Raw genomic sequence first — 22,384 nt, 5'->3', positions numbered from 1 at the left:
GCGTCTATAGTGCTTTCTTCTTAAATTGGCGACTTGGCCGACCGGGAATGCTGCGATACCATCCGACTCCCCAACGGATTCCCGCCAGGACGACGCGATGAACCGAGTGTTGTACCCAGGTACATTTGACCCCATTACCAAGGGGCATGGCGATCTGGTCGAGCGCGCCTCGCGCCTGTTCGATCACGTGATCATTGCGGTCGCGGCCAGCCCCAAAAAAAACCCGCTCTTCCCTCTGGAACAGCGCGTTGAGCTGGCGCGTGAGGTCACCAAGCACCTGCCCAATGTCGAGGTAGTCGGCTTCTCGACGCTGCTTGCGCACTTCGCCAAAGAACAGAACGCCAATGTATTTCTGCGTGGCCTGCGTGCCGTGTCGGACTTCGAGTACGAGTTTCAGCTGGCGAACATGAATCGCCAATTGGCACCCGACGTCGAAAGCCTGTTTCTGACGCCGTCCGAGCGCTATTCGTTTATATCGTCGACGTTAGTCCGTGAAATCGCTGCTTTGGGCGGCGATATCAGCAAGTTTGTCCACCCGGCCGTGGCTGACGCCCTGACCGAGCGGTTTCGCAAGAAGTAACCGCTGAAGCGGCGCCCGCGTGCACTGCGGGCGCCAATGCGGCACAATTGCCGCATTCGATTTTAGTTGCCCGGGCAAACCGCCCCGGCCGGAGTACCCATGTCCCTGATCATCACCGACGATTGCATTAACTGCGACGTCTGCGAACCCGAGTGTCCGAACGCTGCTATTTCCCAGGGTGAAGAGATCTACGTGATCGACCCGAACCTGTGCACCCAGTGCGTAGGCCACTACGACGAGCCGCAATGCCAGCAGGTATGCCCGGTTGACTGCATCCCGCTGGATGAAGCCCACCCGGAAACCGAAGAACAGCTGATGGAAAAATACCGGCTGATCACGGGTAAGGCGTAAGGGTTGCCTTTGTAGGAGCGAGCTTGCCTCGCGATCTTTTAAACAATCAAAAGATCGCGAGGCAAGCTCGCTCCTACAGGGTTTGGGGTTACTTTTGGCAGCGGGGGCAGAACACGCTGGCTCGCTGGCCCAGTTTGACCTCGCGCAGTTCGGTACCACAGACCTTGCACGCCTCATAAGCACGGCCGTACACGAACAGTTCCTGCTGGAAATAACCCGGCTGGCCGTCACCGCCGATAAAGTCGCGCAGCGTGGTGCCGCCCCGCTCTATCGCCGCCGCCAGAATCCGCTTGATCTCAATCGCCAGCTTTAAATAACGCGCCCGCGAAATGCTCCCGGCCTCGCGACGCGGGTCAATGCCTGCGGCAAACAGCGCTTCTGTCGCATAGATATTGCCCACGCCCACCACCACCGCGTTGTCCATGATGAAAGGCTTGACCGCCATCGAACGCTTGCGCGACAGCTGGAACAACCGCTCGCCATCAAACAGGTCGGTCAACGGCTCCGGCCCCAGCTTGATCAGCAGTTCGTGGTTCAGCGGGTCAAGGCTCCAAAGCATCGCGCCAAAGCGACGCGGGTCGGTGTAGCGCAAGGCCAGCCCCGACTCCAGCTCAATGTCGACGTGCTCATGCTTGAGCGCCGGCAGGCCCGCCTCGACCAGACGCAAATTGCCCGACATGCCCAAGTGGCTGATCAACGTCCCGACTTCGGCATTGATCAGCAAATACTTGGCGCGGCGCTCAACCTGCACGATTTTCTGCCCGGACAAACGCACATCCAGGTCTTCGGGGATCGGCCAGCGCAAACGCCGGTCACGCACGATGACCCGGCTGACCCGCTGCCCTTCAAGGTGCGGGGCAATGCCCCGGCGGGTGGTTTCGACTTCTGGTAACTCAGGCATCTAGTCAGCCCCTAACTCGCGGATACTTTCTTTCACGTTCTCAAAGTCATACTCGGACAAACCAATGTAGTCCAGCACCAGATGGCTGATGCTGTTCCATTCATGGTCTTCACGCTGGTTGCCGAGGACGTTGGACGACGCACAAATGTGCTCGGCCATTTTCAGCACCGCCAGCAGGTTTTTCAGCGGGCCGTTGCGCGAGGACTCGTCGCTGAAAATCGCCAGCGCATTGTGGTGGTTGGCAATCGCCTCGGTCAGGTGCGCCGGCAAGCGCCAGGATTTGGCCGTGTAGTAGCCGACCACCGCATGGTTGGTGTTGAAGTGGCGATTTTCCGTGTCCACCACGCGATGGCCAGGGCCTGCGTTGGCGTAGCCCTGTTCCAGCACGTGCATGTAATCCGGGAAGCGCTTGAGCATCAGCGGGATGCCGCAATCGTGAAACAAGCCCAGCGCATAGGCTTCATCGGGTGCCGACATGCCGGTGCGCTTGGCCAGGCTCAGGCTGGTCATGGCAACGTCTTGGGCGGTGTCCCAGAAACGGTTGAGGGTGACGATGGTGTCGTCACCCATCTCGCCCTTGATCGACTGGGCATTGATCAGGTTGATCACCGTGCGGCTGCCCAGCAGCGTCACTGCGCGACGAATTGAAGCGATTTTGTTGGTCAGGCCGTAATACGGCGAGTTGACGATTTTAAGCAGCGCGCCCGACAAGCCAGGGTCCTGAGCGATCAAGCGCGCAATCACCTCAAGATCCGGGTCCGGCATGTACTGCTCCATCTGCAAATCCACCATGATTTGCGGTTGAGGCGGCACGCTGATGCCTTGCAAAGCCTGACTGATCTGTTGCGATGAAAGCTCTGGGGGCATGTCTGCACACTCTGGAATAGGCGGCGATTCTAGCGGAATTTTCTGCGCGAATGGGCGCGCGATCCGACGCAATACCGCGAATCAGCCAAGCTTGCAGGTGGCGTCTAAGGCTATAATCGCGCCCTTTTCAATACCCGGAGCGACTTCATGTCCCTGCCAAGCCTGCGCCTTAAAGCCAATGCCGATCGACGCCTGCGCGCCGGCCACTTGTGGGTCTACAGCAACGAAATTGATGTAGCCACCACCCCGCTTAACGGCTTTAAAGCCGGTGACCAAGCGCTGCTCGAAACCGCAGGTGGCAAGCCGCTGGGCATCGTGGCCATGAGCCCGAACAACCTGATCTGCGCGCGCGTGCTGTCGCGTGACATCAAGCTGCCCTTGGACAAGTCGCTGCTGGTTCACCGCCTCAACATGGCCCTGTCCCTGCGTGACCGTCTGTTCGACAAGCCTTACTACCGTCTGGTGTACGGCGATTCCGATATGCTGCCAGGCCTGGTGGTTGACCGTTTCGGCGACATTCTGGTGGTGCAGTTGGCCTCTGCCACCATGGAACGCCACAAAGACGACGTGGTTGCAGCGCTGGTGCAAGTGCTCAAGCCACGCGGCATCCTGTTCAAGAACGACTCAGCAGCCCGCGATGCAGAAGGCCTTGAGCGTTACGTCGAAACCGTCTTCGGTCTGGTGCCGGAGTGGGTGGCCCTGGAAGAAAACGGCGTCAAGTTCGAAGCACCGGTCATGGAAGGCCAGAAAACCGGCTGGTTCTACGATCACCGCATGAACCGCGCGCGTTTGGCCCCGTACGTCAAAGGCAAAAAAGTCCTCGACCTGTTCAGCTACATCGGTGGCTGGGGCGTGCAAGCAGCGGCGTTTGGCGCCAGCGAAGTGATCTGTGTCGATGCCTCGGGGTTTGCTCTGGACGGCGTTGATCGCAATGCCGCGCTGAACGACGTGGCCGACAAAGTCACCAGCATGGAAGGCGATGTGTTCGAAGCCCTGCGCGAGCTCAAAGCCAACGAAGAGCGCTTTGACGTGATCGTGGCTGACCCGCCGGCCTTCATCAAACGCAAAAAAGACCTGAAAAACGGCGAGGCGGCTTACCGCCGTCTCAACGAGCAAGCCATGCGTTTGCTCAACAAAGACGGGATTCTGGTCAGCGCGTCGTGCTCGATGCACTTGCCGGAAGACGATCTGCAAAACATCCTGCTGACCAGCGCCCGCCATCTGGACCGCAACATCCAGATGCTCGAACGCGGTGGCCAGGGCCCGGATCACCCGGTGCACCCGGCGATTGTCGAAACCCGCTACATCAAGAGCATCACCTGCCGTTTGCTGCCTAACACCTAACCCCCTTGTGGGAGCGGGCTTGCTCGCGATTGGCACGACACGGTTTTACTGAAAACCGCATCGCCTGCATCGCGAGCAAGCCCGCTCCCACGGGTTTAGCATCAGGGCTTATCCACCCGCGGGCTCAGTACCGCACCGCCGATCTGCAACGACTGGTAACGCGGTTTCACCAGCTGGACTTCCCCTTCGCGAATCTTCTTGATCAATTCCAGCGGGTTGTCGTCCATTTCATACATCCCGGCGCGCAGCCACTTGCCTTGGGCATTGCGCTTGAAAAAGTACAGCGGGCCCGGCCACTCCTGCTTGGGCAACTGCAGCACTTCAAGCTGCCCGTCCTGATCCAGATCGACAGCCCACATCGCACACCCCGGATACCGGCACAGATGGCCAGCCATGCCAAGCGCATCGAACTGCTCGCTGCCTTCCACGCCAGGGCCGATCCACTCCAGCAACCGGTCGTTCTGCGCAGCACCGCTGCGGCCGATTTCGACGTCCTTGAGCCGCTTCAGCAGCACCGCCCGCGCAGGCTCGGTGAGTACCTCGCCGCGCTCGACTTGCGCCAACAACCCTTCATACGCCTGCACGCCCGGCGCGCCCAAACGATAGCGCAAGGTGTCGGCATCAAAGGTCTCAACCGGGGTTTTACCGTTGAGCACGCGCTGCACCTGATTCTGCGCACTGATCTTCAACGGGCTGAACCACGGCGTATGAATGCCCAGCAACAGCACCACGCACGCCAGCGCGATCCACGGGTTGCTGACCCGCAAGCTGCCCAGCCAGGTCGATTTCGAGGCAAACACGGCCCACAGCGCCGCCACACAATGGGCGAACACCACCAGCACCAGCAACATCGCCAGCACACGGCTAGGCGTCAGGCCGTATTGCTCAATGCGTAACCAGCTCGAATACCCGGCCAGCACCACCAGCACCGGCAAACACAGCAGGCACAGATCCACCATGCGCACGAGCCACAGCGGGTAGCCGCTGCTTTGATGACCGTCCTGAAACACCCCGTTGAGCAAGAACAGGTTGGCCGCCACCAGGCACACCATGATCGGCGTCGAATAGCCGGTGTCCCAAATGGGCGCCAGACCGCTGAACGGCAAGGTAAACGTGAACACAATGGCGATCATTGAACTCAGCGGCAGCAAAAAGCGGCACAGCGTGAGCAAGATGCCGCGCAACAGACCAATCACCCGGTCGTTATCGCGGCCCATTTGCAGCCCCAGGGCAAACACCACGGCCGAGCTGACACAGACAAAACCATCGGTAAAAAACAGTTTGTTCAGCGCCACAATGCCGAGCATTTTGAACAGGCTGCCCCACAACAGCAGCAACGCCCAAAACACCGCATTCAACAGCAAGCCCAGCAGCACGATAAACACCGTGTCCCAGGCATGCCGGAACAAATCTTCATAGCGCGGCATGCGCCCTTCGCGGGTCGGCCAACTCAAGATAAACGCCGTACATATGTAGGCGATGACCACGGCAAAGCAGGTCCAGCTACCGCTCAACCAGTGGCTGTAAAGCCAGGTTTCGCTGTACTTCCAGAACACCCACGCGCTGATCGCCGTCATCACGCAGGTAAGGCCCAGCACCAGCCAGACAGCGCCTCGCTGACGCACGTTGTCGCCCAGCAGCAACAGGTTGATCCCGCCCACCAGCACGGCGGTCACCAGCGCGTATTTGATGCCCGGCTCGGCAATGTCACTGGCCAGCCACAGTAAAAGCCCTTGCACCAGGCCAATGGCCAGACACCCATAAACGGATCGATTAAGGGTCAGCATTCAACATCCTTATTCATAGAAAGCGTTCGCCACTGTAGCCCCTGAGTGTAGTCACGCCCAGAGACGGGGGTAAAACCCGGCATGGCCGGCCTAGAGCGCGGCGACGCAGAGAAAAGTTTTTTCTTACAGAAATACAAGTACCGGCCTACTCAGGACATCGTTGTAAAACCAGCACCGGCGCAGAACACTGCCCGCCCTGATTAACACCGGACACATCAGTGCAGCCGCCCACGGACACCCCTGCAAAACCCCGCGCAACCATTGCCTTGTTGATGACAATGACCCTGCTCGCCGTCTTCCCCCTGGACGTGGTGCTGCCCTCCTTCCCGGCCCTGTCCAGCCACTTTCGCACCACACCGTCCGACGTCGCGCAGTCGGTGAGTATTTTCGCCATCGGCCTGGCCGTGTCGCTGCTGCTGATCGGGCCTTTGTCCGATATGTTTGGGCGTAAAAAGTTGCTGCTGACCGGCATTGCCCTCGCGACCATCGGCGCAACGGGCTGCCTGTTTGCCATGGATTTCGCCTGGTTCATGTTTTTCCGCGTGATACAGGCCGTCGGCTGTGGCGCGTTTGCCCTGTCACAAGCGCTGATCCAGGACGTGTTCACAGGGCGCGAACTGGAGCGCATCCGGATCTGGATGGCCACCGGCGGCGGGATCTTCATTTCCTGCTCCCCCTTGGTCGGCACCTGGCTGCAACTGTACCTGGGCTGGCAAGGCAGCTTTTATGTGTTCATCGCCCTGGCGGTAGTGGTCTGGTGCTGGTCACTGCACCTGCTGCCCGAGTCCCGCAGCCGCCACAGGCCGTCAGCACGGCAGTTTTTCGCCGGGTATTGGCGGCTGTTTTCTGATATCCGCTTCGTCGGTTACTGGCTGATTTCGGCCCTGGCCTTTGCCTGCCACTTCTCGTTTATCGTCCTGTCGCCGTTGATTTTCATGGAGCACCTCCAGCTCTCGGCCTACCAGTTTGCCTGGGCCTTGCTGCTGTATGGCGCGGCGTACATCGTCGGCGGCATCATGGCCAGCGTGCTGCACCGCAAGCTCACCAGCGAGACACAAATCACTGCCGGCCTGTGCCTGATCGCCGCTTCCGGGCTGGTGATGCTGGGGCTTACCTGGCAATTTGGCGTGTCTGCCATCACGGTGCTGACCCCCATGCTCATCTGCACAGCAGGCACCACCATTTGCAGGCCCATCGCCAACTCCAAAGCCATGAGCCTCTACCCGCAACTCGCGGGCACATCGACCTCCGCTGGTTGCCTGCTGATTTTTATGTGCGGCGGCCTGATCAGCCTGGTGATCAACCTGGCCGACGACCACCTCACCAGCACCCTGGCCGTGTGCTTTTTGATCCTGAGCGCCATCGCGCTCGGTTTGAATGCGCTGATCCGCGAGCGGGCGCTCGTCCCGTAGCCGCTATCTTCACGGTTTGGACCATTCCCTCCCACCGCCAGCCGTGTAGAATCGACGCATTCATCGCCAATCATCCCCGGCGGGTTTATGAGCTCAAGCCCAAGCGTGCGGCGATCCCGCAGCGTTCACGGCAACTAGTGGATACGTGGTCATTTTCTGTGTGATCCCCTAGCGATTAGAAGCTCACTTCCCTGTTTGTTACCTGATTAGCCGCCCGGAGCTGTTCCATGCCTGACTATCGTTCCAAGACCTCCACCCACGGCCGCAATATGGCCGGCGCCCGCGCACTGTGGCGCGCCACGGGGATGAAAGATGCCGACTTCAAAAAGCCGATCATCGCCATTGCCAACTCCTTTACCCAGTTCGTACCCGGCCACGTCCACCTCAAGGACATGGGCCAACTGGTGGCCCGCGAGATCGAACGGGCTGGCGGCGTTGCCAAAGAATTCAACACCATCGCCGTAGACGACGGCATCGCCATGGGCCACGACGGCATGCTGTATTCGCTGCCGAGCCGCGAGATCATTGCCGACGCCGTCGAGTACATGGTCAACGCCCACTGCGCCGACGCCATTGTGTGTATTTCCAACTGCGACAAAATCACCCCTGGCATGCTGATGGCCGCACTGCGCCTCAACATCCCGGTGATTTTCGTGTCGGGCGGGCCAATGGAAGCGGGCAAAACCAAGCTCGCCAGCCACGGTCTCGACCTGGTCGATGCCATGGTCATCGCCGCCGACTCCAGCGCTTCTGACGAGAAGGTTGCCGAGTACGAGCGCAGCGCCTGCCCAACGTGCGGTTCGTGCTCCGGCATGTTCACCGCCAACTCCATGAACTGCCTGACCGAAGCCCTGGGCCTGGCCTTGCCGGGCAACGGTTCGACCCTGGCGACCCACAGCGACCGCGAGCAACTGTTCCTGCAGGCAGGCCGCACCATCGTCGACCTGTGCCGCCAGTACTACGTCGAAAACGACGAATCGGTATTGCCGCGCAACATCGCCAACTTCAAGGCGTTCGAAAACGCCATGACGCTGGACATCGCCATGGGCGGCTCGACCAACACCATCCTGCACTTGCTGGCCGCTGCCCAAGAGGCCGAGATCGACTTCGACCTCAAAGACATCGACCGCCTGTCGCGCCATGTGCCGCAGTTGTGCAAAGTGGCGCCGAACATCCAGAAGTACCACATGGAAGACGTGCACCGCGCTGGCGGCATTTTCTCCATCCTCGGTTCGCTGGCCCGTGGCGGCCTGCTGCACACCGACTTGCCGACCGTGCACAGCGCGACCATGGCAGATGCCATCGCCAAGTGGGACATCACCCAGACCGACGATGAAGCCGTGCACACGTTCTTCCGTGCAGGCCCTGCCGGTATCCCGACGCAGACCGCGTTCAGCCAGTCGACCCGCTGGGACACCCTGGACGACGACCGTGAAAACGGCTGCATCCGCAGTGTCGAGCACGCCTACTCGCAAGAAGGCGGCCTGGCCGTGCTGTACGGCAACATCGCGCTGGACGGTTGCGTGGTGAAAACCGCCGGTGTTGACGAGTCGATCCACGTGTTTGAAGGCAACGCCAAGATCTTTGAAAGCCAGGACAGCGCCGTGCGCGGCATTCTGGCTGACGAAGTAAAGGCCGGTGACATCGTGATCATCCGTTACGAAGGCCCTAAAGGCGGCCCGGGCATGCAAGAGATGCTGTACCCGACGTCGTACCTGAAATCCAAAGGCCTGGGCAAAGCCTGCGCCTTGCTGACCGACGGCCGTTTCTCGGGCGGCACCTCGGGTCTGTCCATCGGCCACGCTTCGCCAGAAGCCGCCGCCGGTGGTGCGATTGGTCTGGTGCAAGATGGCGACAAAGTGCTGATCGACATTCCGAACCGCTCGATCAACCTGTTGGTCAGCGACGAAGACTTGGCGGCACGCCGTGTTGCGCAGGACAAAAAAGGCTGGAAGCCGGTTGAAGTCCGCCCACGCAAAGTCACCACCGCCCTCAAGGCCTACGCCTTGCTGGCCACCAGCGCCGACAAGGGCGCGGTGCGTGATAAGGCGCTGCTGGACAAATTGGTGCCATAAGCCAACGCGTTACACAAAAATCCCGGCCATGTGCCGGGATTTTTGTTTGATACATCTGCCTGTAGGAGCGAGCTTGCCTCGCGAGCTTTTAAAAGATCAAAAGATCGCGAGACAAGCTCGCTCCTACAAGGCTGCTTCACTGGATCTCATCTGGTTTGACGATCACCCAGTTTTTGTCTGCCGTCACCGGCAGGCCGGCTTTGGCCTGGGCCGCTGCGTTTTTGGCAATCATGCCTTGCAGCTGCGCCATGTATTTGTCTTTACGGTTTATCCACAGGTGGATCCCGCCTTTGTCCACGTCAACGCTGTGGAACAACATGTAGCCGTCACTCGATGGCGTATCGCCGCCCACCAGCACCGGTTTTTTCCATTGGTCGATGTAGGTCAGGATCGCCGCCTGTTTGCCCGCCATCCAGGTGGCCGGGGTCCAGAGGTAAGGCGTGAGTTCCAGGCCCATGTTGGCCTCTTCGTTGTACGTGCCCGCGCTGATCTGTTTACGCGCCGTGGTCAGCTCGCCGGTGTCGCGGTTTTTCAGCAGGGTGCTGACCCCGATGACGTTCTGCGGTTTGACGTTGTAGCCGTACTTGGGATCGGCCGCGACCATGCGCACCAGCTCTTCTGAAGCGGCGGTCATGACGTACACGTCGATGCCGTTTTCCATCAGCTTGTTGAACAGTTCAACCTGACCGGCAAACACCTTGGGCGGCTGGATTTCAGCGGTCTTGACCGTGTCGCCTTCGTAGTAAGACACCGGGATCGGCTGGCCGGACGCCATTAACTCATCCACATAGCCTTTGAGCTGTTGCAGGGTGAAGCCCGAAAATACCTGCGCCACCCACGGGTAGCAGACCATGTCGTCGATCTCGCACAAACGGTAGTAGTAGCTGAACAGGCTTTCTTGGTGCTCGGCCGTGTCTTTGAACGGGATCAGCTTGAGGGAAGGGTCCAGGCTGTCACGGGTGATCAGGCCGAGGTTTTCCATGTACGGCAGCAACGCTTCTTCAAGGTCGTTGCGGTAGCTGGTGTTGTCCATGTCAAAGACCGCGAAGTTTCCTTTGTTCGCGTTGGCCGCAATCATGGCGTTCAATTGCTTCGCCTGATCGGCCGGCCAGTGTTCCAATTCGGTTGCCAACACCTGCCCGGCCAAGCCCAAACACAGGGTTGCAGCTATCAACTTCGCCGTCAGCCTCATCGACTATGCTCCTTAAGAAAGGCGACGACGCTAGCAAACCTCTGTGACAGTTTTAGCGTGGATGCGACCTCGACCGTCTTGATAACGCCATGCGCTTATTCCAAAAGTGAAGGTAGTCATTCCAGAACGATATATTTCGAGCTATATCAACCTGTTAGCATTTCCGGTTCGAAAATTTTATCGCTTGAAGACGTCACCTGCGTCGTCCCCCTCTCCCCCGGAGCCCTCATGAATGTCCCGCTGATTCTCAATCTGCTGGTGTTCCTCGCGTTGCTGTTCGGCTTGTCGCTGACCCGCCACACCGCGTGGAGCCTGGCAAAAAAAGTCCTGCTGGCGCTGGTTATCGGCGTGCTCTTTGGCTTGGGCTTGCACCTGGTCTACGGCACGGACAGCCAAACCCTGAAAACCTCCATCGGCTGGTTCGAACTGGTCGGCAGTGGCTACGTGCAACTGCTGCAGATGATCGTCATCCCGCTGGTCTTTGCCTCGATCCTGAGCGCCGTGGCGCGCCTGCATAACGCGTCGTCGCTGGGCAAGATCAGTTTCCTGACCATCGGCACGTTGCTGTTCACCACCATGATCGCGGCGCTGGTGGGTATCGGCCTGACCAACCTGTTCGGCCTCACCGCCGACGGCCTGGTCGCGGGCGCTGCCGAAATCAGCCGCCTGCACGTGATCCAGAGCGACTACGCCGGCAAGGTCTCGGACCTTAACGTGCCGCAATTGCTGCTGTCGTTTATCCCGCAGAACCCGTTCGCTGACCTGGCCCGCGCCAAGCCGACGTCGATCATCAGCGTGGTGATCTTCGCCGCCTTCCTTGGCATTGCCGCCCTGCAACTGTTCAAGGACGAGCCGGAAAAAGGCAGCAAAGTGCTCAACGCCATCGACACCCTGCAAGCCTGGGTGATGCGCTTGGTGCGTCTGGTGATGAAACTGACCCCGTACGGCGTGTTGGCGCTGATGACCAAAGTGGTCGCCACCTCCAACCTGCAAGACATCCTCAAACTGGGCAGCTTTGTCGTGGTGTCGTACATCGGCCTGGCGCTGATGTTCGTGATTCACGGGGTGATCTTGTCGATGTCGGGCGTTAACCCGCTGCGTTTCTTCCGCAAAGTCTGGCCGGTGCTGACTTTCGCCTTCACCAGCCGTTCGAGCGCGGCGAGCATCCCGCTGAGCATCGAAGCGCAAACCCGCCGCTTGGGTATTCCGGCTTCGATTGCCAGCTTTGCTGCCTCGTTTGGCGCGACCATCGGGCAAAACGGCTGTGCCGGTCTGTACCCGGCCATGCTCGCGGTGATGGTTGCCCCCACGGTCGGCATCAACCCGCTGGACCCGGTGTGGATCGCTTCGTTGGTGGCCATTGTGACCATCAGTTCGGTGGGCGTTGCGGGCGTGGGCGGCGGTGCAACCTTCGCGGCCCTGATCGTGCTCCCGGCCATGGGCTTGCCGGTGTCATTGGTGGCGTTGCTGATCTCGGTCGAGCCGTTGATCGACATGGGCCGCACGGCGCTGAACGTCAGCGGCTCGATGGTCGCCGGTACAGTCACCAGCCAGGCGTTGCACCAGACCGACAAGGCCATTCTGGCCGAAGACGATCATGGTGATCTGGCGCACGCCTAACCCTCAATCCCTTGTAGGAGCGAGCTTGCCTCGCGATCTTTTAGAAGATCAAAAGATCGCGAGGCAAGCTCGCTCCTACAGGGGATGTGTCAGCCTTACAGCCGTTCCCACACCTCAAAGCTGAACGCCGGTTTGCCCTCTGCGGCGGCGTGCTTGTCTTCTGACACCAACGTCCACTGCGCCTGATCGAACTCAGGAAACCACGCATCCCCTTGCGGGCTCAAACCCACACGCGTCAGGTACAGCCGGTCGGCTTCCGCCAGCCCTTGGGTGTACAACTGCGCGCCGCCAATCAGCATCAGTTCGTCCACTTCGTGCTCAATGGCCCAGGCTTCGGCGCGCTCGACGGCGGCCTCCAGCGAGGCAAACACTTCGGCACCTTCGAGCTGCAAGCCGGTCTGACGACTTACCACCAGGTTCAAGCGCCCCGGCAGCGGGCGGCCCAGCGAATCCCAGGTCTTGCGACCCATGATGATCGGCTTGCCCAAGGTGGTGGCCTTGAAATATTTGAAATCCGCCGGCAAGTGCCACGGCATGCTGTTGTCGACGCCGATCACGCGGTTTTCACCGAGGGCCGCGATCAGGCTGAGGGGGAGTGATTTTTTCATGCCGCCGAGGATACCAGAGCCGCCCGCGCTGTCAGTACCCCGCCTGACTAACCGGCATACAGCGGTTATGCTCATGACTCACTTGAATGGAATGCCGCGTGACTGAACTTTCCCCGTTGCAACGTCTTTGGCTGACCGAAACCGTGCGCCTGCGCGAAGAACACGCAGGCCCGCTGGACGATCTGGAAGCCAACCGCCGCGCCCGCAGCAGCGCCGGTGACCTGAGCACACGCCTACAAAACCGTGCGCTGTGGCTGGCCGAGCGCGATGGCCTGGTCACGGCCATGCGCCATTGGCTGCAAGGCTCGCGCCTGGCGCTGCTGGGCCTCGCCGTACTGGCCGTCATCAGCGGCGGCGGGCTGGCCTTTGCGGCGTTGGGCAATGGGCAAACCCCGGTCAATGTGTTCTGGGCTCTCGGCAGCCTGCTCGGCATCAACCTGATTTTGCTGATCAGCTGGCTGCTGGGGCTGGTTTTCGCCGGTGAACACAGCGCCAGCCTTGGGCGGTTGTGGCTGTGGCTCAGCGACAAGTTTGCCCGCGACGCCAAGGCCGCGCAGTTGGCCCCGGCGTTGTTGCTGGTGCTGCAACGGCAAAAACTCAATCGCTGGGCGCTGGGTACCTTGGTCAATGGCTTGTGGCTGCTGGCGATGCTCAGCGCGCTAACGCTCATGCTCTTGCTGATGGCCACCCGCCGTTACGGCTTTGTCTGGGAAACCACCATTTTGAGCGCCGATGTGTTTGTCAGCGCCACCCGCGCTTTGGGCGTGGTGCCCGGCTGGCTGGGGTTTAGCGGGCCGACCGAAGCAATGATCCGCGCCAGCACCGACACCGCGTACAGCAGCGAAGCCGTGCGTCAGGCCTGGGCCGTGTGGCTGGTGGGCGTGCTCGTGGTGTATGGCGTGTTGCCGCGCCTGTTGCTCGCGGCCTTCTGCCGTTGGCGCTGGATCCGGGGGCGCAACGCGCTGCGACTGGACCTCACCCTGCCTGGCTACAGCCAATTGCGTGAACGCCTGATGCCGAGCAGCGAGCGCCTTGGGGTCAACGACGTAGCCCCCGAGCAGTTGCATAACGTGCACGCCGGGCAGACCGACCTGGACACCGAGGGCGCGCTGATCGTCGCCATCGAGCTGGACGACCAGCACCCGTGGCCACCCAAACTACCGACCACAATTAAAGACGCGGGCATCCTCGACAGCCGCGAGTCCCGGCAAAAACTGCTGGAGCAAATGACCCGTTTTCCGCCTGCACGGCTGGCCATCGCCTGTGACCCACGGCGCTCGCCCGACCGGGGCAGCCTTGCGCTGATCGGCGAACTGGCGCGCAGCGCAGCGGCCACCCGCATCTGGCTGCTGCAAGCACCACCCGGCCAGGCGCTGGACGCCGACCGCCTGAGCGACTGGCACCATGCCCTGGAAAAACTCGGGCTGCCGTTTGCCACCAGCGCACCCATCAACTGGCTGGAGACAGGCCATGACTAAGCCACTGACGCTGGCCGTGGTCGGCCACACCAATGTCGGCAAAACCTCATTGCTGCGCACCCTCACCCGCGATGTTGGCTTTGGCGAAGTGTCCCATCGCCCCAGCACTACCCGGCATGTGGAAGGGGCACGGTTGTCGGTGGACGGCGAACCGCTGCTGGAGTTGTACGACACGCCGGGGCTGGAAGACGCCATCGCCCTGCTCGACTATCTGGAACGCCTCGATCGGCCCGGCGAACGGCTTGACGGCCCGGCGCGGGTCGCACGGTTTCTCGACGGCAGCGAAGCGCGCCAGCGGTTTGAGCAAGAAGCCAAAGTGCTGCGCCAATTGCTGGCCTCGGACGCCGGGCTGTATGTGATCGACGCCCGCGAACCGGTGCTGGCCAAGTACCGCGACGAACTCAGCGTACTGGCCAGTTGCGGCAAGCCGCTGTTGCCGGTGCTCAACTTTGTCAGCAGCCCGCAGCACCGCGAGCCTGAATGGCGCGACGCACTGGCCCGGCTCGGCCTGCATGCGCTGGTGCGTTTTGACAGCGTGGCCCCGCCGGAAGACGGCGAGCGCCGCCTGTATGAAAGCCTCGCCTTGCTGCTGGAGCATTCACGCGGCGCGCTGCAACGCTTGATCACTGATCAGGAGGCTCAACGCGAAGCACGCAAACACAGCGCCCTGCGCCTGATCGCGGAACTGTTGATTGACTGCGCTGCGTGCCGACGTAGCGTGGCCAGCGAAAAAACCGTCGAGCAACAGGCCATCAATCAACTGCGCGAAGCGGTTCGCCAGCGTGAGCAACGCTGCGTCGAGGCGCTGCTCAAGCTGTACGGTTTTCGCCCCCAGGACGCGGCGGCCAGCGACTTGCCGTTGCTGGACGGACGTTGGGGCGACGACTTGTTTAACCCCGAAACCCTCAAGCAATTGGGGGTGCGTGTGGGCAGCGGAATCGCCGCCGGCGCCGCTGCCGGGGCGGGTGTGGACTTGATGGTCGGCGGCCTGACCCTGGGCGCCGCAGCACTGGCCGGGGCGATCGCCGGGGGCGCGCTGCAAACGGCGCGCAGCTATGGCAGCCGCTTGTTGGGCAAGCTCAAGGGCCAGCGCGAATTGACCGTGGACGACAGCGTATTGCGCTTGCTGGCCTTGCGTCAGCGCCAGTTGCTGCACGCCCTGAACGCACGCGGGCATGCGGCCGTCGACAGCATTCAGGTCGCCACCCCACAAGACAAAACCTGGCGCGAAGGCAAACTGCCCGAGCCGCTCAATAAAGCCCGGGCGTACCCGCAATGGTCATCGCTTAACCCGCACCCCAAATTGAGCCAGGCCGAGCGCCAGGAGCAGATCGAGTGGCTGGCAAATACCTTGTAGGAGCGAGCTTGTCTCGCGATCTTTTAAACGTTTAAAAGATCGCGAGGCAAGCTCGCTCCTACAGGTTAGGTGTTTAACAGATTCAAGGCTTTGGCCTTGAGCAGTTGCAGGTCGATGAGCGGGGCGTGCAATTGCTTGGCCTGTTCATCCCACAAGCGCATGCGCAGGCTAAGCTCGCACAGCGGGTCTTGCTCAAACGCAGCAGCCTCGGCTTCACTCATCACGCCGCCCTGATAAACCAACGTCCTGATACTGGCTTCGCTCAAGAGGTCGTAATAGCCCGGTTGGCGCAACGTCAGGTAGCGCTTGGCCTGCACGTGGTATTCCACCAGTTTGGCCATGCGCTCACTGAAACCCGCCCTACGCAGGTAATCGGCGCCCACTTGCTCATGGCTGACCACGCCGTATCCGCCCATGTTCGGCGCATCTTTGACGCACAAATGCCCAATGTCATGAAAGAACGCGGCCAACACCACTTCATCGTCATGCCCTTCGGCAATCGCCAACTGCGCCGCCTGGGACATGTGTTCGAGCTGTGACACCGGCTCGCCGATGTAATCGTCGGTGCCGAACTGCTGATACAAGGCAAAAATCTGCTCTACCGCCAGTTGTGCCGGGGTCATCACGCCTCCTCCAGCAAACGCGCGATGTTGCGTTCGGCCATCGCCGGGCCAACGCTCATGCCAACGCCGGTTTGCATCAAGGCGGCGCTCAGGCCCGGCGCCACGGGCAGCCAGGTAAACGGCTTGGCCCCGCGCGCGCCATAAACGCCTTGCCAGCGCTCCATCACCTGCACTTCACAGCCGAGCGTGTCTTCGCACAGTTGCAGCATCCAGTTATCGACCTGTTCGGCGTTAAACGGTGATGGATCGCTGCCGTAATGGTGTGAATCACCGACGATCAGCTCGCCGTAGGGCGTCGGGCTGATCAACAAGTGAATGCCGTGCTCATCCAGGTACGGGCTGTCGCGCAGAATCTCGGCCTGCACCGCTGCCGCTTCCGGCAAATCGGCAAAGGCGCCGTAATGCACGCAGCTCAGGCCGGTGAGCAAGGCGTGTTGCAGCTGCAAGTCAATTTTTGGCCGCACTCGCAGCATTTGCAGGCGACAAACCTGTGGGTTGAGCGTCGCCAGTGGCTTGGCCAGCAGGGTTTGATAGTCGTGCCCTGAACAGACAATCACCTGCGCGCCTTTAAAGCTGCCCGCCGTGGTGTGAACCTGCCCCGGCTCGACGTCGCGCACCAGGGTTGAGAAGTGAAACTCGACGCCGAAGTCGCGCTGCAGGTACTGCACCAGCGCAGGAATGGCCTCACGCGAATACACCTGCTGGTCGTCCAGCCCGTGCAGCGCGGCGCTATGGTGGTTGAACTGGCCGCCGTAGAGGGCGTCCAGTTCAGCACCGCGCAGCAGTTCGGCGCGGTAACCGTGTTCACGGGCACGGCCTTGGCAAAAGGCCTCCAGCAGGTGCTCTTCAGCCTCTGTGCGGGCAAACAGGTACGCGCCGTTGCGTTTGAGGTCAAAGCCCGCCTGCTGCGCCCACTCGCCCCAGATACCCCGGCTGGCCCGGGCCAGATCGAGCATCACCCCCGGTGGCTGGCCGGTGACCAGCGCCTGGCCGAAGTTGCGCACCGACGCGCCCAAGGGCGTGTGTGTGCGTTCGAAGACATGGACCTTAAGCCCGCGTTTGGCGGCCGCGTAGGCATGGGACAAACCCAGAATGCCAGCGCCGACGATAAGCACTGAGTTGGATGGTGACATCTATAAATCCTTTGAAGACCGCAACCCTCACCCCAGCCCTCTCCCTGAGGGAGAGGGAGCAGATTTGAGTCGTACACACAATCGGGAAACACCTCAATAAAGCCCCCTCTCCCTCCGGGAGAGGGTTGGGGTGAGGGGCTTTTATTGCGCCACTTTCTCGGACTTGCCGTCATAGCGTTTGCGCCATTCGGTCAAAATTTGATCGCGGTTTTTTGAGGCCCAGGCGAAGTCGTTTTTGATCAGGCGTTGCTCGTAGTCAGCCGGCAATTCGGTCTGCGGCTTGGCAATTCCAGGCTGCGCGAGCACGGCGAAGTTCTCTTTATAAAGCTCCATCGCCGCCGGGCTGGCCGAGAAGTCAGCGAGCTTTTGCGCCGCTGCTTCATGGGGCGTGCCTTTAATCACGGCTGTGGCTTCGATCTCCCAGCCCAGGCCTTCTTTAGGCAGGATGATGTCCAGTGGCGCGCCCTGGCGCTTGAGCTGCACAGCCGGGTATTCAAACGAAATGCCAATCGGGAACTCGCCCGAGGCGGCCAATTTGCAGGGTTTGGAACCGGAGTGAACGTACTGGCCGATGTTCTGGTGCAGGCCGTCCATGTATACCCAGCCCTGCTTCTCGCCAAAGGTTTGCAGCCACGCGCTCACGTCCAGAAAGCCCGTGCCGGACGACGCCGGGTTCGGCATCACGATCTTGCCCTTGTACTCGGGCTTGGTCAGGTCTTGCCAGCTCACCGGCTTGCTCAGGCCCTGTTTTTCGGCCTCAACAGTGTTAAAGCAAATGGTCGCGGCCCACACGTCCATGCCGACCCAGGCCGGAGGATTGGCCGGGTCACGGTAGTTGGGCCCGATCTTGGCCAGGTCTTGCGGTGCGTAGGGTTGCAGCATGCCTTGCTGATCGAGGATCGCTAGGCTCGACGCCGCCAGGCCCCAGACGGCATCCGCCTGCGGGCGGTCTTTTTCAGCGAGCAATTTGGCGGTGATGATGCCGGTGGAGTCACGCACCCACTTGATCTCAACGTCCGGGTTGGCTTTCTCGAAAGCTTGCTTGTAGCTCTTCAGTTGCTCGGCTTCGAGGGCGGTGTAGACGGTCAGTTCGGTTTTTGCTGCAAAGGCGTTAACGCTGAAAGCGGTGAGGACAGCAGCGACAAGAGCAAGAGGCTTGAACATGGTGCGGTTCCTTGAGGTGGAAGGGTTATTGCGCCGGTGCGCCTTGGCGCCAGGCTTGGGAGCGGCGCAACACGCCGCGTGAAGCCCAGGCCAGGAGCAGGGACACGCCAATGGAGGTCAGCAAAATCAGGGTCGACATGGCCGCCGCGCCGCCAACGTTGCCGGCGTCGTCCATGTTCAGCACCGCCACCGCCGCGAGGATGGTGTCGGGGCTGTAGAGGAAGATCGCCGCGGACACGGTGGTCATCGCCGAGACGAACAGGTAGCGCACGATGTCCAGCAGCGCGGGCAGGCAAATCGGGACGGTGACGCGCCAGTAATGGCGGTACAGCGGCGCCTTGAGCGACAGCGCAGCGGCTTCGAACTCGCCATCGAGCTGGCGCAACGCGGTGGTGGCGGTCATTTGTGCGGTGGTCAAATAGTGAGCAATGGTGCACACCACCAGCAGCGCCATGGTCCCGTAGAACACATGCAGCGGGTTGCCCGGCAGGTTGAAGAAAAACACGTAGCCCAACCCCAGCACCAAACCCGGCACCGCCATGGGGACAAAGCTAAGCATGCGCAGCACCAGGTTCAGGCGCTTCTGGGTGTGGGTCTTTTCCATCAGGTAGGCGCCGGTGAAGATCACCGCGCTGCCGATCAGCGCCGTGCACAAGGCCATGGTCACGCTGTTGCGGTAGGCCAGCCAGCCGCCACCGGCGGTGTCATTGAACTGGTAGTGGTTGAGGGACAGCGACAGGTTGTACGGCCAAAATTTGACCAGCGACGAGTACACCGCCATCCCGAACACCAGCAGCAAGGCGGCGCAGATCAGCAACACGATGGCCAGGTAGCAGCCATCTCGCAGCTTTGAAGGCACCGGTTTGAACACCTGGGCACGCCCGCTCATGGCGTCGCCGTGCTGACGGCGCAGCCAGGCATCGACGCCGAAGCTGAACAGCGCGGGCAACAGCAAGACCATGCCGATCAAGGCGCCGCGACCAAATTGTTGCTGCCCGACCACCGCTTTGTAGGCTTCCAGCGCCAGCACCTGATAGTCGCCACCCACCACCACGGGCACGCCGAAGTCGGTGATGGTCAGGGTGAACACCAGGCAAAACGCCGCGAACACGGCCTGACGCGTGCCCGGCCAGGTGATGCTGCGAAAGGCTTTGAATGGCCCCGCGCCCATGCTCGATGCCGCATCAAACAACCGGGCATCGGCCAGCGACAAGGCGGACAGCAGAATCATCAGGGCATGGGGAAAGGTGTAGATTACCTCGCCGAGGACGATGCCCCAGAAGCCGTAGATGTTGTCCGCAATCAGCCCGCGCAGCAGGCCCTGATTGCCGAACAAATACACCAGGGCAATGCCCGGCAACATCGACGGCGCCATCAGTGGCAGCAACGACAACCCGCGCCAGACGCGCTTGCCAGGGATCAAGGTGCGTTGCAGCGCGTAGGCAAACAGGTACGCCAGCGGTACGACAATCGCCGCTACGCTGAGCGACACTTTGAGGCTGTTGCCCACCAGCCAATGAAAGTTATCGCTGGTCACCAACTCCCGCGCGGCGACCCAACCACCGCCCTGGCCGTCTTGCGCACTGAAGCCGCGCCAGAAGATCGCCAGCAACGGCATCAGCACGGCAATGGCCAATAACAGCAGCAACAGCAGTTTGCCGCCGAGGACAAACAACGTGTCGCCCCGTTCAGCCCGTGCAGCGTTACGGGCCAGGGTGTCGGATAGGGGCAAGGTCATTGGCGCGGCCATGTCAGGCAAACACCTGAAGGCTGTTCGGCGGCAAGGCAACAAAGATGTCCTGGGCGCCGAGACGCGGCAAATCCTGGCTGCCGACTTCGGCGGTGAGCGGGTGGCCCGGCAGGTGGTTGAGCTCGAAGCTCATGCGGCAGCGATTGCCGAGGAAGGTGATGTCCCGCACCCGTGCCGGGAACAGGTTTTCTTCGTGCAGCACCGGGTTGACGCTGATCGCTTCGGGACGACAAAACAGCCGCCCCGACTCGACGCGCCCCGCGTCGGCGGCCAAGCGCATATTGACCCCGCCGACCTGCGCGTAGGTGCCGCTGTTATGGTCAAACGGCAACCAGTTGCCTTGCCCGACAAACTCGGCAACAAAGGGCGTGGCGGGCTTGTTGTAGATCTCTTGCGGGGTAGCGTACTGCTCAACCTTGCCGTTGTTCATCACGGCGATGCGGTCGGCCATCAGCATGGCTTCGTCCTGGTTGTGGGTCACCATCAAGGTGGTGATGCCCAGGCTGCGCTGCAATTGGCGCAACTCGGTGCATAAATGCTCGCGCACCCGGGCATCCAGGGCCGACATCGGCTCGTCGAGCAATAGCAGCGACGGTGCAGGCGCCAAAGCGCGGGCCAGGGCGACTCGCTGCTGCTGACCGCCGGACAGTTGGCCGGGGAATTTCTTTTCGCTGCCCGTGAGGCCCACCAGTTCGAGCATCTCGCTGACGCGCTTGCGCACCACGTCGCGGTTGCTGCCGGCCAGGCCGTAGGCGATGTTGGCCTCAACGGTCAGATTAGGGAACAGTGCGTAGGACTGAAACAGGATCCCGTAGTCCCGTGCTTGCGGGGCGAGGTCTGAGACATCCCGTGAACCGAGGTACAAAACGCCATCGTCCTGACGCTCCAGCCCGGCGATGCAGCGCAGCAAGGTAGTTTTACCGCACCCCGAAGGCCCGAGCAGACACACCAGCTCACCCGCTGCCACCTCCAGCGAAACGTTGTCCAGCGCGGTAAAAGCGCCAAAGCGCTTGCTCACGTTGCGCACCTTCATCGGCACGCCGGGTTGGGTCAAAGGGGTTGCGTTCGAGCGGTTCATGGATGCACCTCATCAAGCAGATGGGGTCATCCTAGAGGCGCTATGCGTACAAGATGTGGCAGTCAGGCAAAAGCTGCCGATAGAGGTATTGGTGGATTTTGGAGTAATGCTCACAACATCCCTGTGGGAGCGGGCTTGCTCGCGAGCTTTTAAAAAGATCAAAAGATCGCGAGGCAAGCTCGCTCCTACAGGGGGTCAGGCCGGGGCCATTTCCTGCGCCAAGCCCAGAAAAGCCGCAGGCAAGCGCGCTGATTTTCGCTCTTTGAGGCAGTACAAATACTCGGCGATCAGCGGCGCACCTTCGAGGGTCAGTACGCGCAGTTGCGGGTCGTGGGGGACTTCCTGGCGGGCGATGATGCTGATGCCGATACCGCGCAGCACCGCTTCGCGGATCGACTCGCGGCTGCCAATTTCCAGCAGCGGGCCAAAGCCAACCCCGGCGCTGCTGAGCAGTTCTTCGGTCAATTTACGCGTGGTCGAGCCTTGCTCGCGCATCAGCAGGCAATGCCCGGCCAAGGCACTCAGCGGCACGTGATCGAGCTTGGCCAACGGGTGATTGCGGTGCACGGCCACCACCAGCGGGTCGGAGCCCAGAACCCGGCGTATCAGCCGTGGGTCTTCGAGCAGTTGCGACGAGGCAGCGATGTCGACGCGGTATTCGTCCAGCGCTTCGAGCACTTGCTGGGAGTTGCCAATGTCTACCGACACGACAATCTGCGGCAGGCGCTCGCGGAAGGCTTTGACCAGATCAAGGATGTAATACGGCGCGGTGGCGGCGATGCGCAACGTGCCGGTGCCGTGGCCGCTGTTGCGCAAAAAGAACTCGATATCGGCCTCTTGCTGCAACAGCGTTTTAACCATGGGCAGCAAGCGCACGCCTTCATCGCTAAGGGTCAGGCGCCGCCCGCCACGGTAGAACAGTTCTACACCGTACTGGCTTTCGAGCTGGCGGATCTGGGTGGTCACGGTCGGCTGGCTCAACCCGAGCTTTTTCGCCGCCTGTGTGATGCTGCCCAACTGGGCCACCCGGTAAAACGCTTTCAGCTCGGCACTCAGCACTGTGG

General features: G+C 61.2%; 19 protein-coding genes. 8 read left to right on the top strand and 11 right to left on the bottom strand.

The genetic code is table 11. The annotated features are described in order from the left end of the window. Positions 1–97: 97 nt before the first annotated feature. Positions 98–580 carry a pantetheine-phosphate adenylyltransferase gene (gene coaD / locus ACJJU9_RS01000; RefSeq protein ID WP_047278434.1) on the top strand — a complete coding sequence of 161 codons (483 nt, stop codon included), beginning with the start codon at positions 98–100 and terminating at the stop codon, positions 578–580. Positions 581–679: 99 nt separating this feature from the next. Next, the gene (locus ACJJU9_RS00995) at positions 680–931 is read left to right on the top strand and encodes a YfhL family 4Fe-4S dicluster ferredoxin (RefSeq protein WP_003213796.1); all 252 of its coding nucleotides are present in this window, start codon (positions 680–682) and stop codon (positions 929–931) included. Between the two features lie 88 nt (positions 932–1,019). Here the strand turns inward: ACJJU9_RS00995 and mutM are convergent, their stop codons facing one another. Together mutM and ACJJU9_RS00985 are read right to left on the bottom strand one after the other, a co-directional pair. Next, entirely contained in the window at positions 1,020–1,832 is an 813-nt protein-coding gene (mutM, locus tag ACJJU9_RS00990) for a bifunctional DNA-formamidopyrimidine glycosylase/DNA-(apurinic or apyrimidinic site) lyase (RefSeq protein WP_048385129.1), read from the bottom strand. After that, positions 1,833–2,645 carry an HDOD domain-containing protein gene (locus ACJJU9_RS00985; protein ID WP_174479335.1) on the bottom strand — a complete coding sequence of 271 codons (813 nt, stop codon included), beginning with the start codon at positions 2,643–2,645 and terminating at the stop codon, positions 1,833–1,835. Between the two features lie 201 nt (positions 2,646–2,846). On the opposite strand from ACJJU9_RS00985, the gene ACJJU9_RS00980 reads away from it, so the two are divergent. Then, positions 2,847–4,043, top strand: a complete 1,197-nt coding sequence (locus ACJJU9_RS00980; protein ID WP_048371023.1) for a class I SAM-dependent rRNA methyltransferase — start codon at positions 2,847–2,849, stop codon at positions 4,041–4,043. A 101-nt stretch (positions 4,044–4,144) separates the two neighbouring features. Here ACJJU9_RS00980 and ACJJU9_RS00975 read toward each other — a convergent pair whose 3' ends face one another. Next, positions 4,145–5,830 (bottom strand): DUF4153 domain-containing protein, encoded by a 1,686-nt coding sequence (locus tag ACJJU9_RS00975; protein ID WP_407729867.1) that lies wholly within the window; start codon positions 5,828–5,830, stop codon positions 4,145–4,147. Positions 5,831–6,102: 272 nt separating this feature from the next. Between ACJJU9_RS00975 and ACJJU9_RS00970 the strand changes: the two genes are divergently transcribed. Continuing rightward, positions 6,103–7,242, top strand: coding sequence for an MFS transporter (locus ACJJU9_RS00970; protein WP_407731037.1), 1,140 nt, complete (start codon positions 6,103–6,105; stop codon positions 7,240–7,242). 227 nt (positions 7,243–7,469) lie between these two features. Further along, positions 7,470–9,317, top strand: a complete 1,848-nt coding sequence (gene ilvD, locus ACJJU9_RS00965; protein ID WP_407729866.1) for a dihydroxy-acid dehydratase — start codon at positions 7,470–7,472, stop codon at positions 9,315–9,317. Between the two features lie 136 nt (positions 9,318–9,453). Here the strand turns inward: ilvD and ACJJU9_RS00960 are convergent, their stop codons facing one another. Further along, positions 9,454–10,509, bottom strand: coding sequence for a phosphorylcholine phosphatase (locus ACJJU9_RS00960; protein ID WP_048385137.1), 1,056 nt, complete (start codon positions 10,507–10,509; stop codon positions 9,454–9,456). A gap of 228 nt (positions 10,510–10,737) precedes the next feature. Between ACJJU9_RS00960 and ACJJU9_RS00955 the strand changes: the two genes are divergently transcribed. Further along, positions 10,738–12,129: an L-cystine transporter gene (locus ACJJU9_RS00955; protein WP_048385139.1), complete on the top strand. Its 1,392-nt coding sequence runs from the start codon at positions 10,738–10,740 to the stop codon at positions 12,127–12,129. 95 nt (positions 12,130–12,224) lie between these two features. Here the strand turns inward: ACJJU9_RS00955 and ACJJU9_RS00950 are convergent, their stop codons facing one another. Beyond that, complete coding sequence (locus tag ACJJU9_RS00950) at positions 12,225–12,737, bottom strand: dihydrofolate reductase (RefSeq protein WP_407729865.1); 513 nt, start codon at positions 12,735–12,737, stop codon at positions 12,225–12,227. A gap of 98 nt (positions 12,738–12,835) precedes the next feature. Between ACJJU9_RS00950 and ACJJU9_RS00945 the strand changes: the two genes are divergently transcribed. Together ACJJU9_RS00945 and ACJJU9_RS00940 are read left to right on the top strand one after the other, a co-directional pair. After that, positions 12,836–14,215: a DUF2868 domain-containing protein gene (locus tag ACJJU9_RS00945; RefSeq protein WP_407729864.1), complete on the top strand. Its 1,380-nt coding sequence runs from the start codon at positions 12,836–12,838 to the stop codon at positions 14,213–14,215. Further along, positions 14,208–15,572, top strand: coding sequence for a GTPase/DUF3482 domain-containing protein (locus ACJJU9_RS00940; protein ID WP_407729863.1), 1,365 nt, complete (start codon positions 14,208–14,210; stop codon positions 15,570–15,572). Before ACJJU9_RS00945 ends, ACJJU9_RS00940 begins: the two co-directional genes overlap by 8 nt. Before the next feature lie 65 nt (positions 15,573–15,637). On the opposite strand, the gene ACJJU9_RS00935 is transcribed toward ACJJU9_RS00940, so the two are convergent. The 6 genes from ACJJU9_RS00935 to ACJJU9_RS00910 form a co-directional block, all read right to left on the bottom strand. Beyond that, complete coding sequence (locus ACJJU9_RS00935) at positions 15,638–16,195, bottom strand: phosphonate degradation HD-domain oxygenase (protein WP_407729862.1); 558 nt, start codon at positions 16,193–16,195, stop codon at positions 15,638–15,640. Further along, complete coding sequence (locus ACJJU9_RS00930; RefSeq protein WP_407729861.1) at positions 16,195–17,328, bottom strand: TIGR03364 family FAD-dependent oxidoreductase; 1,134 nt, start codon at positions 17,326–17,328, stop codon at positions 16,195–16,197. Before ACJJU9_RS00930 ends, ACJJU9_RS00935 begins: the two co-directional genes overlap by 1 nt. A 141-nt stretch (positions 17,329–17,469) precedes the next feature. After that, positions 17,470–18,492 (bottom strand): putative 2-aminoethylphosphonate ABC transporter substrate-binding protein, encoded by a 1,023-nt coding sequence (locus tag ACJJU9_RS00925; protein ID WP_407729860.1) that lies wholly within the window; start codon positions 18,490–18,492, stop codon positions 17,470–17,472. Positions 18,493–18,517: 25 nt separating this feature from the next. Next, complete coding sequence (locus ACJJU9_RS00920) at positions 18,518–20,242, bottom strand: putative 2-aminoethylphosphonate ABC transporter permease subunit (protein WP_407729859.1); 1,725 nt, start codon at positions 20,240–20,242, stop codon at positions 18,518–18,520. Position 20,243: 1 nt separating this feature from the next. Beyond that, entirely contained in the window at positions 20,244–21,320 is a 1,077-nt protein-coding gene (locus ACJJU9_RS00915; RefSeq protein ID WP_153335932.1) for a putative 2-aminoethylphosphonate ABC transporter ATP-binding protein, read from the bottom strand. Between the two features lie 195 nt (positions 21,321–21,515). Continuing rightward, positions 21,516–22,379: a LysR family transcriptional regulator gene (locus tag ACJJU9_RS00910; RefSeq protein ID WP_048371046.1), complete on the bottom strand. Its 864-nt coding sequence runs from the start codon at positions 22,377–22,379 to the stop codon at positions 21,516–21,518. Between the last annotated feature and the right edge of the window lie 5 nt (positions 22,380–22,384).

The sequence above is a fragment of the Pseudomonas helleri genome, assembly GCF_045830615.1.
Taxonomy (GTDB): domain Bacteria; phylum Pseudomonadota; class Gammaproteobacteria; order Pseudomonadales; family Pseudomonadaceae; genus Aquipseudomonas; species Aquipseudomonas helleri.
Note: the sequence above shows the minus strand (reverse complement) of the source record. Positions and strands in the feature narration are given on the sequence as shown.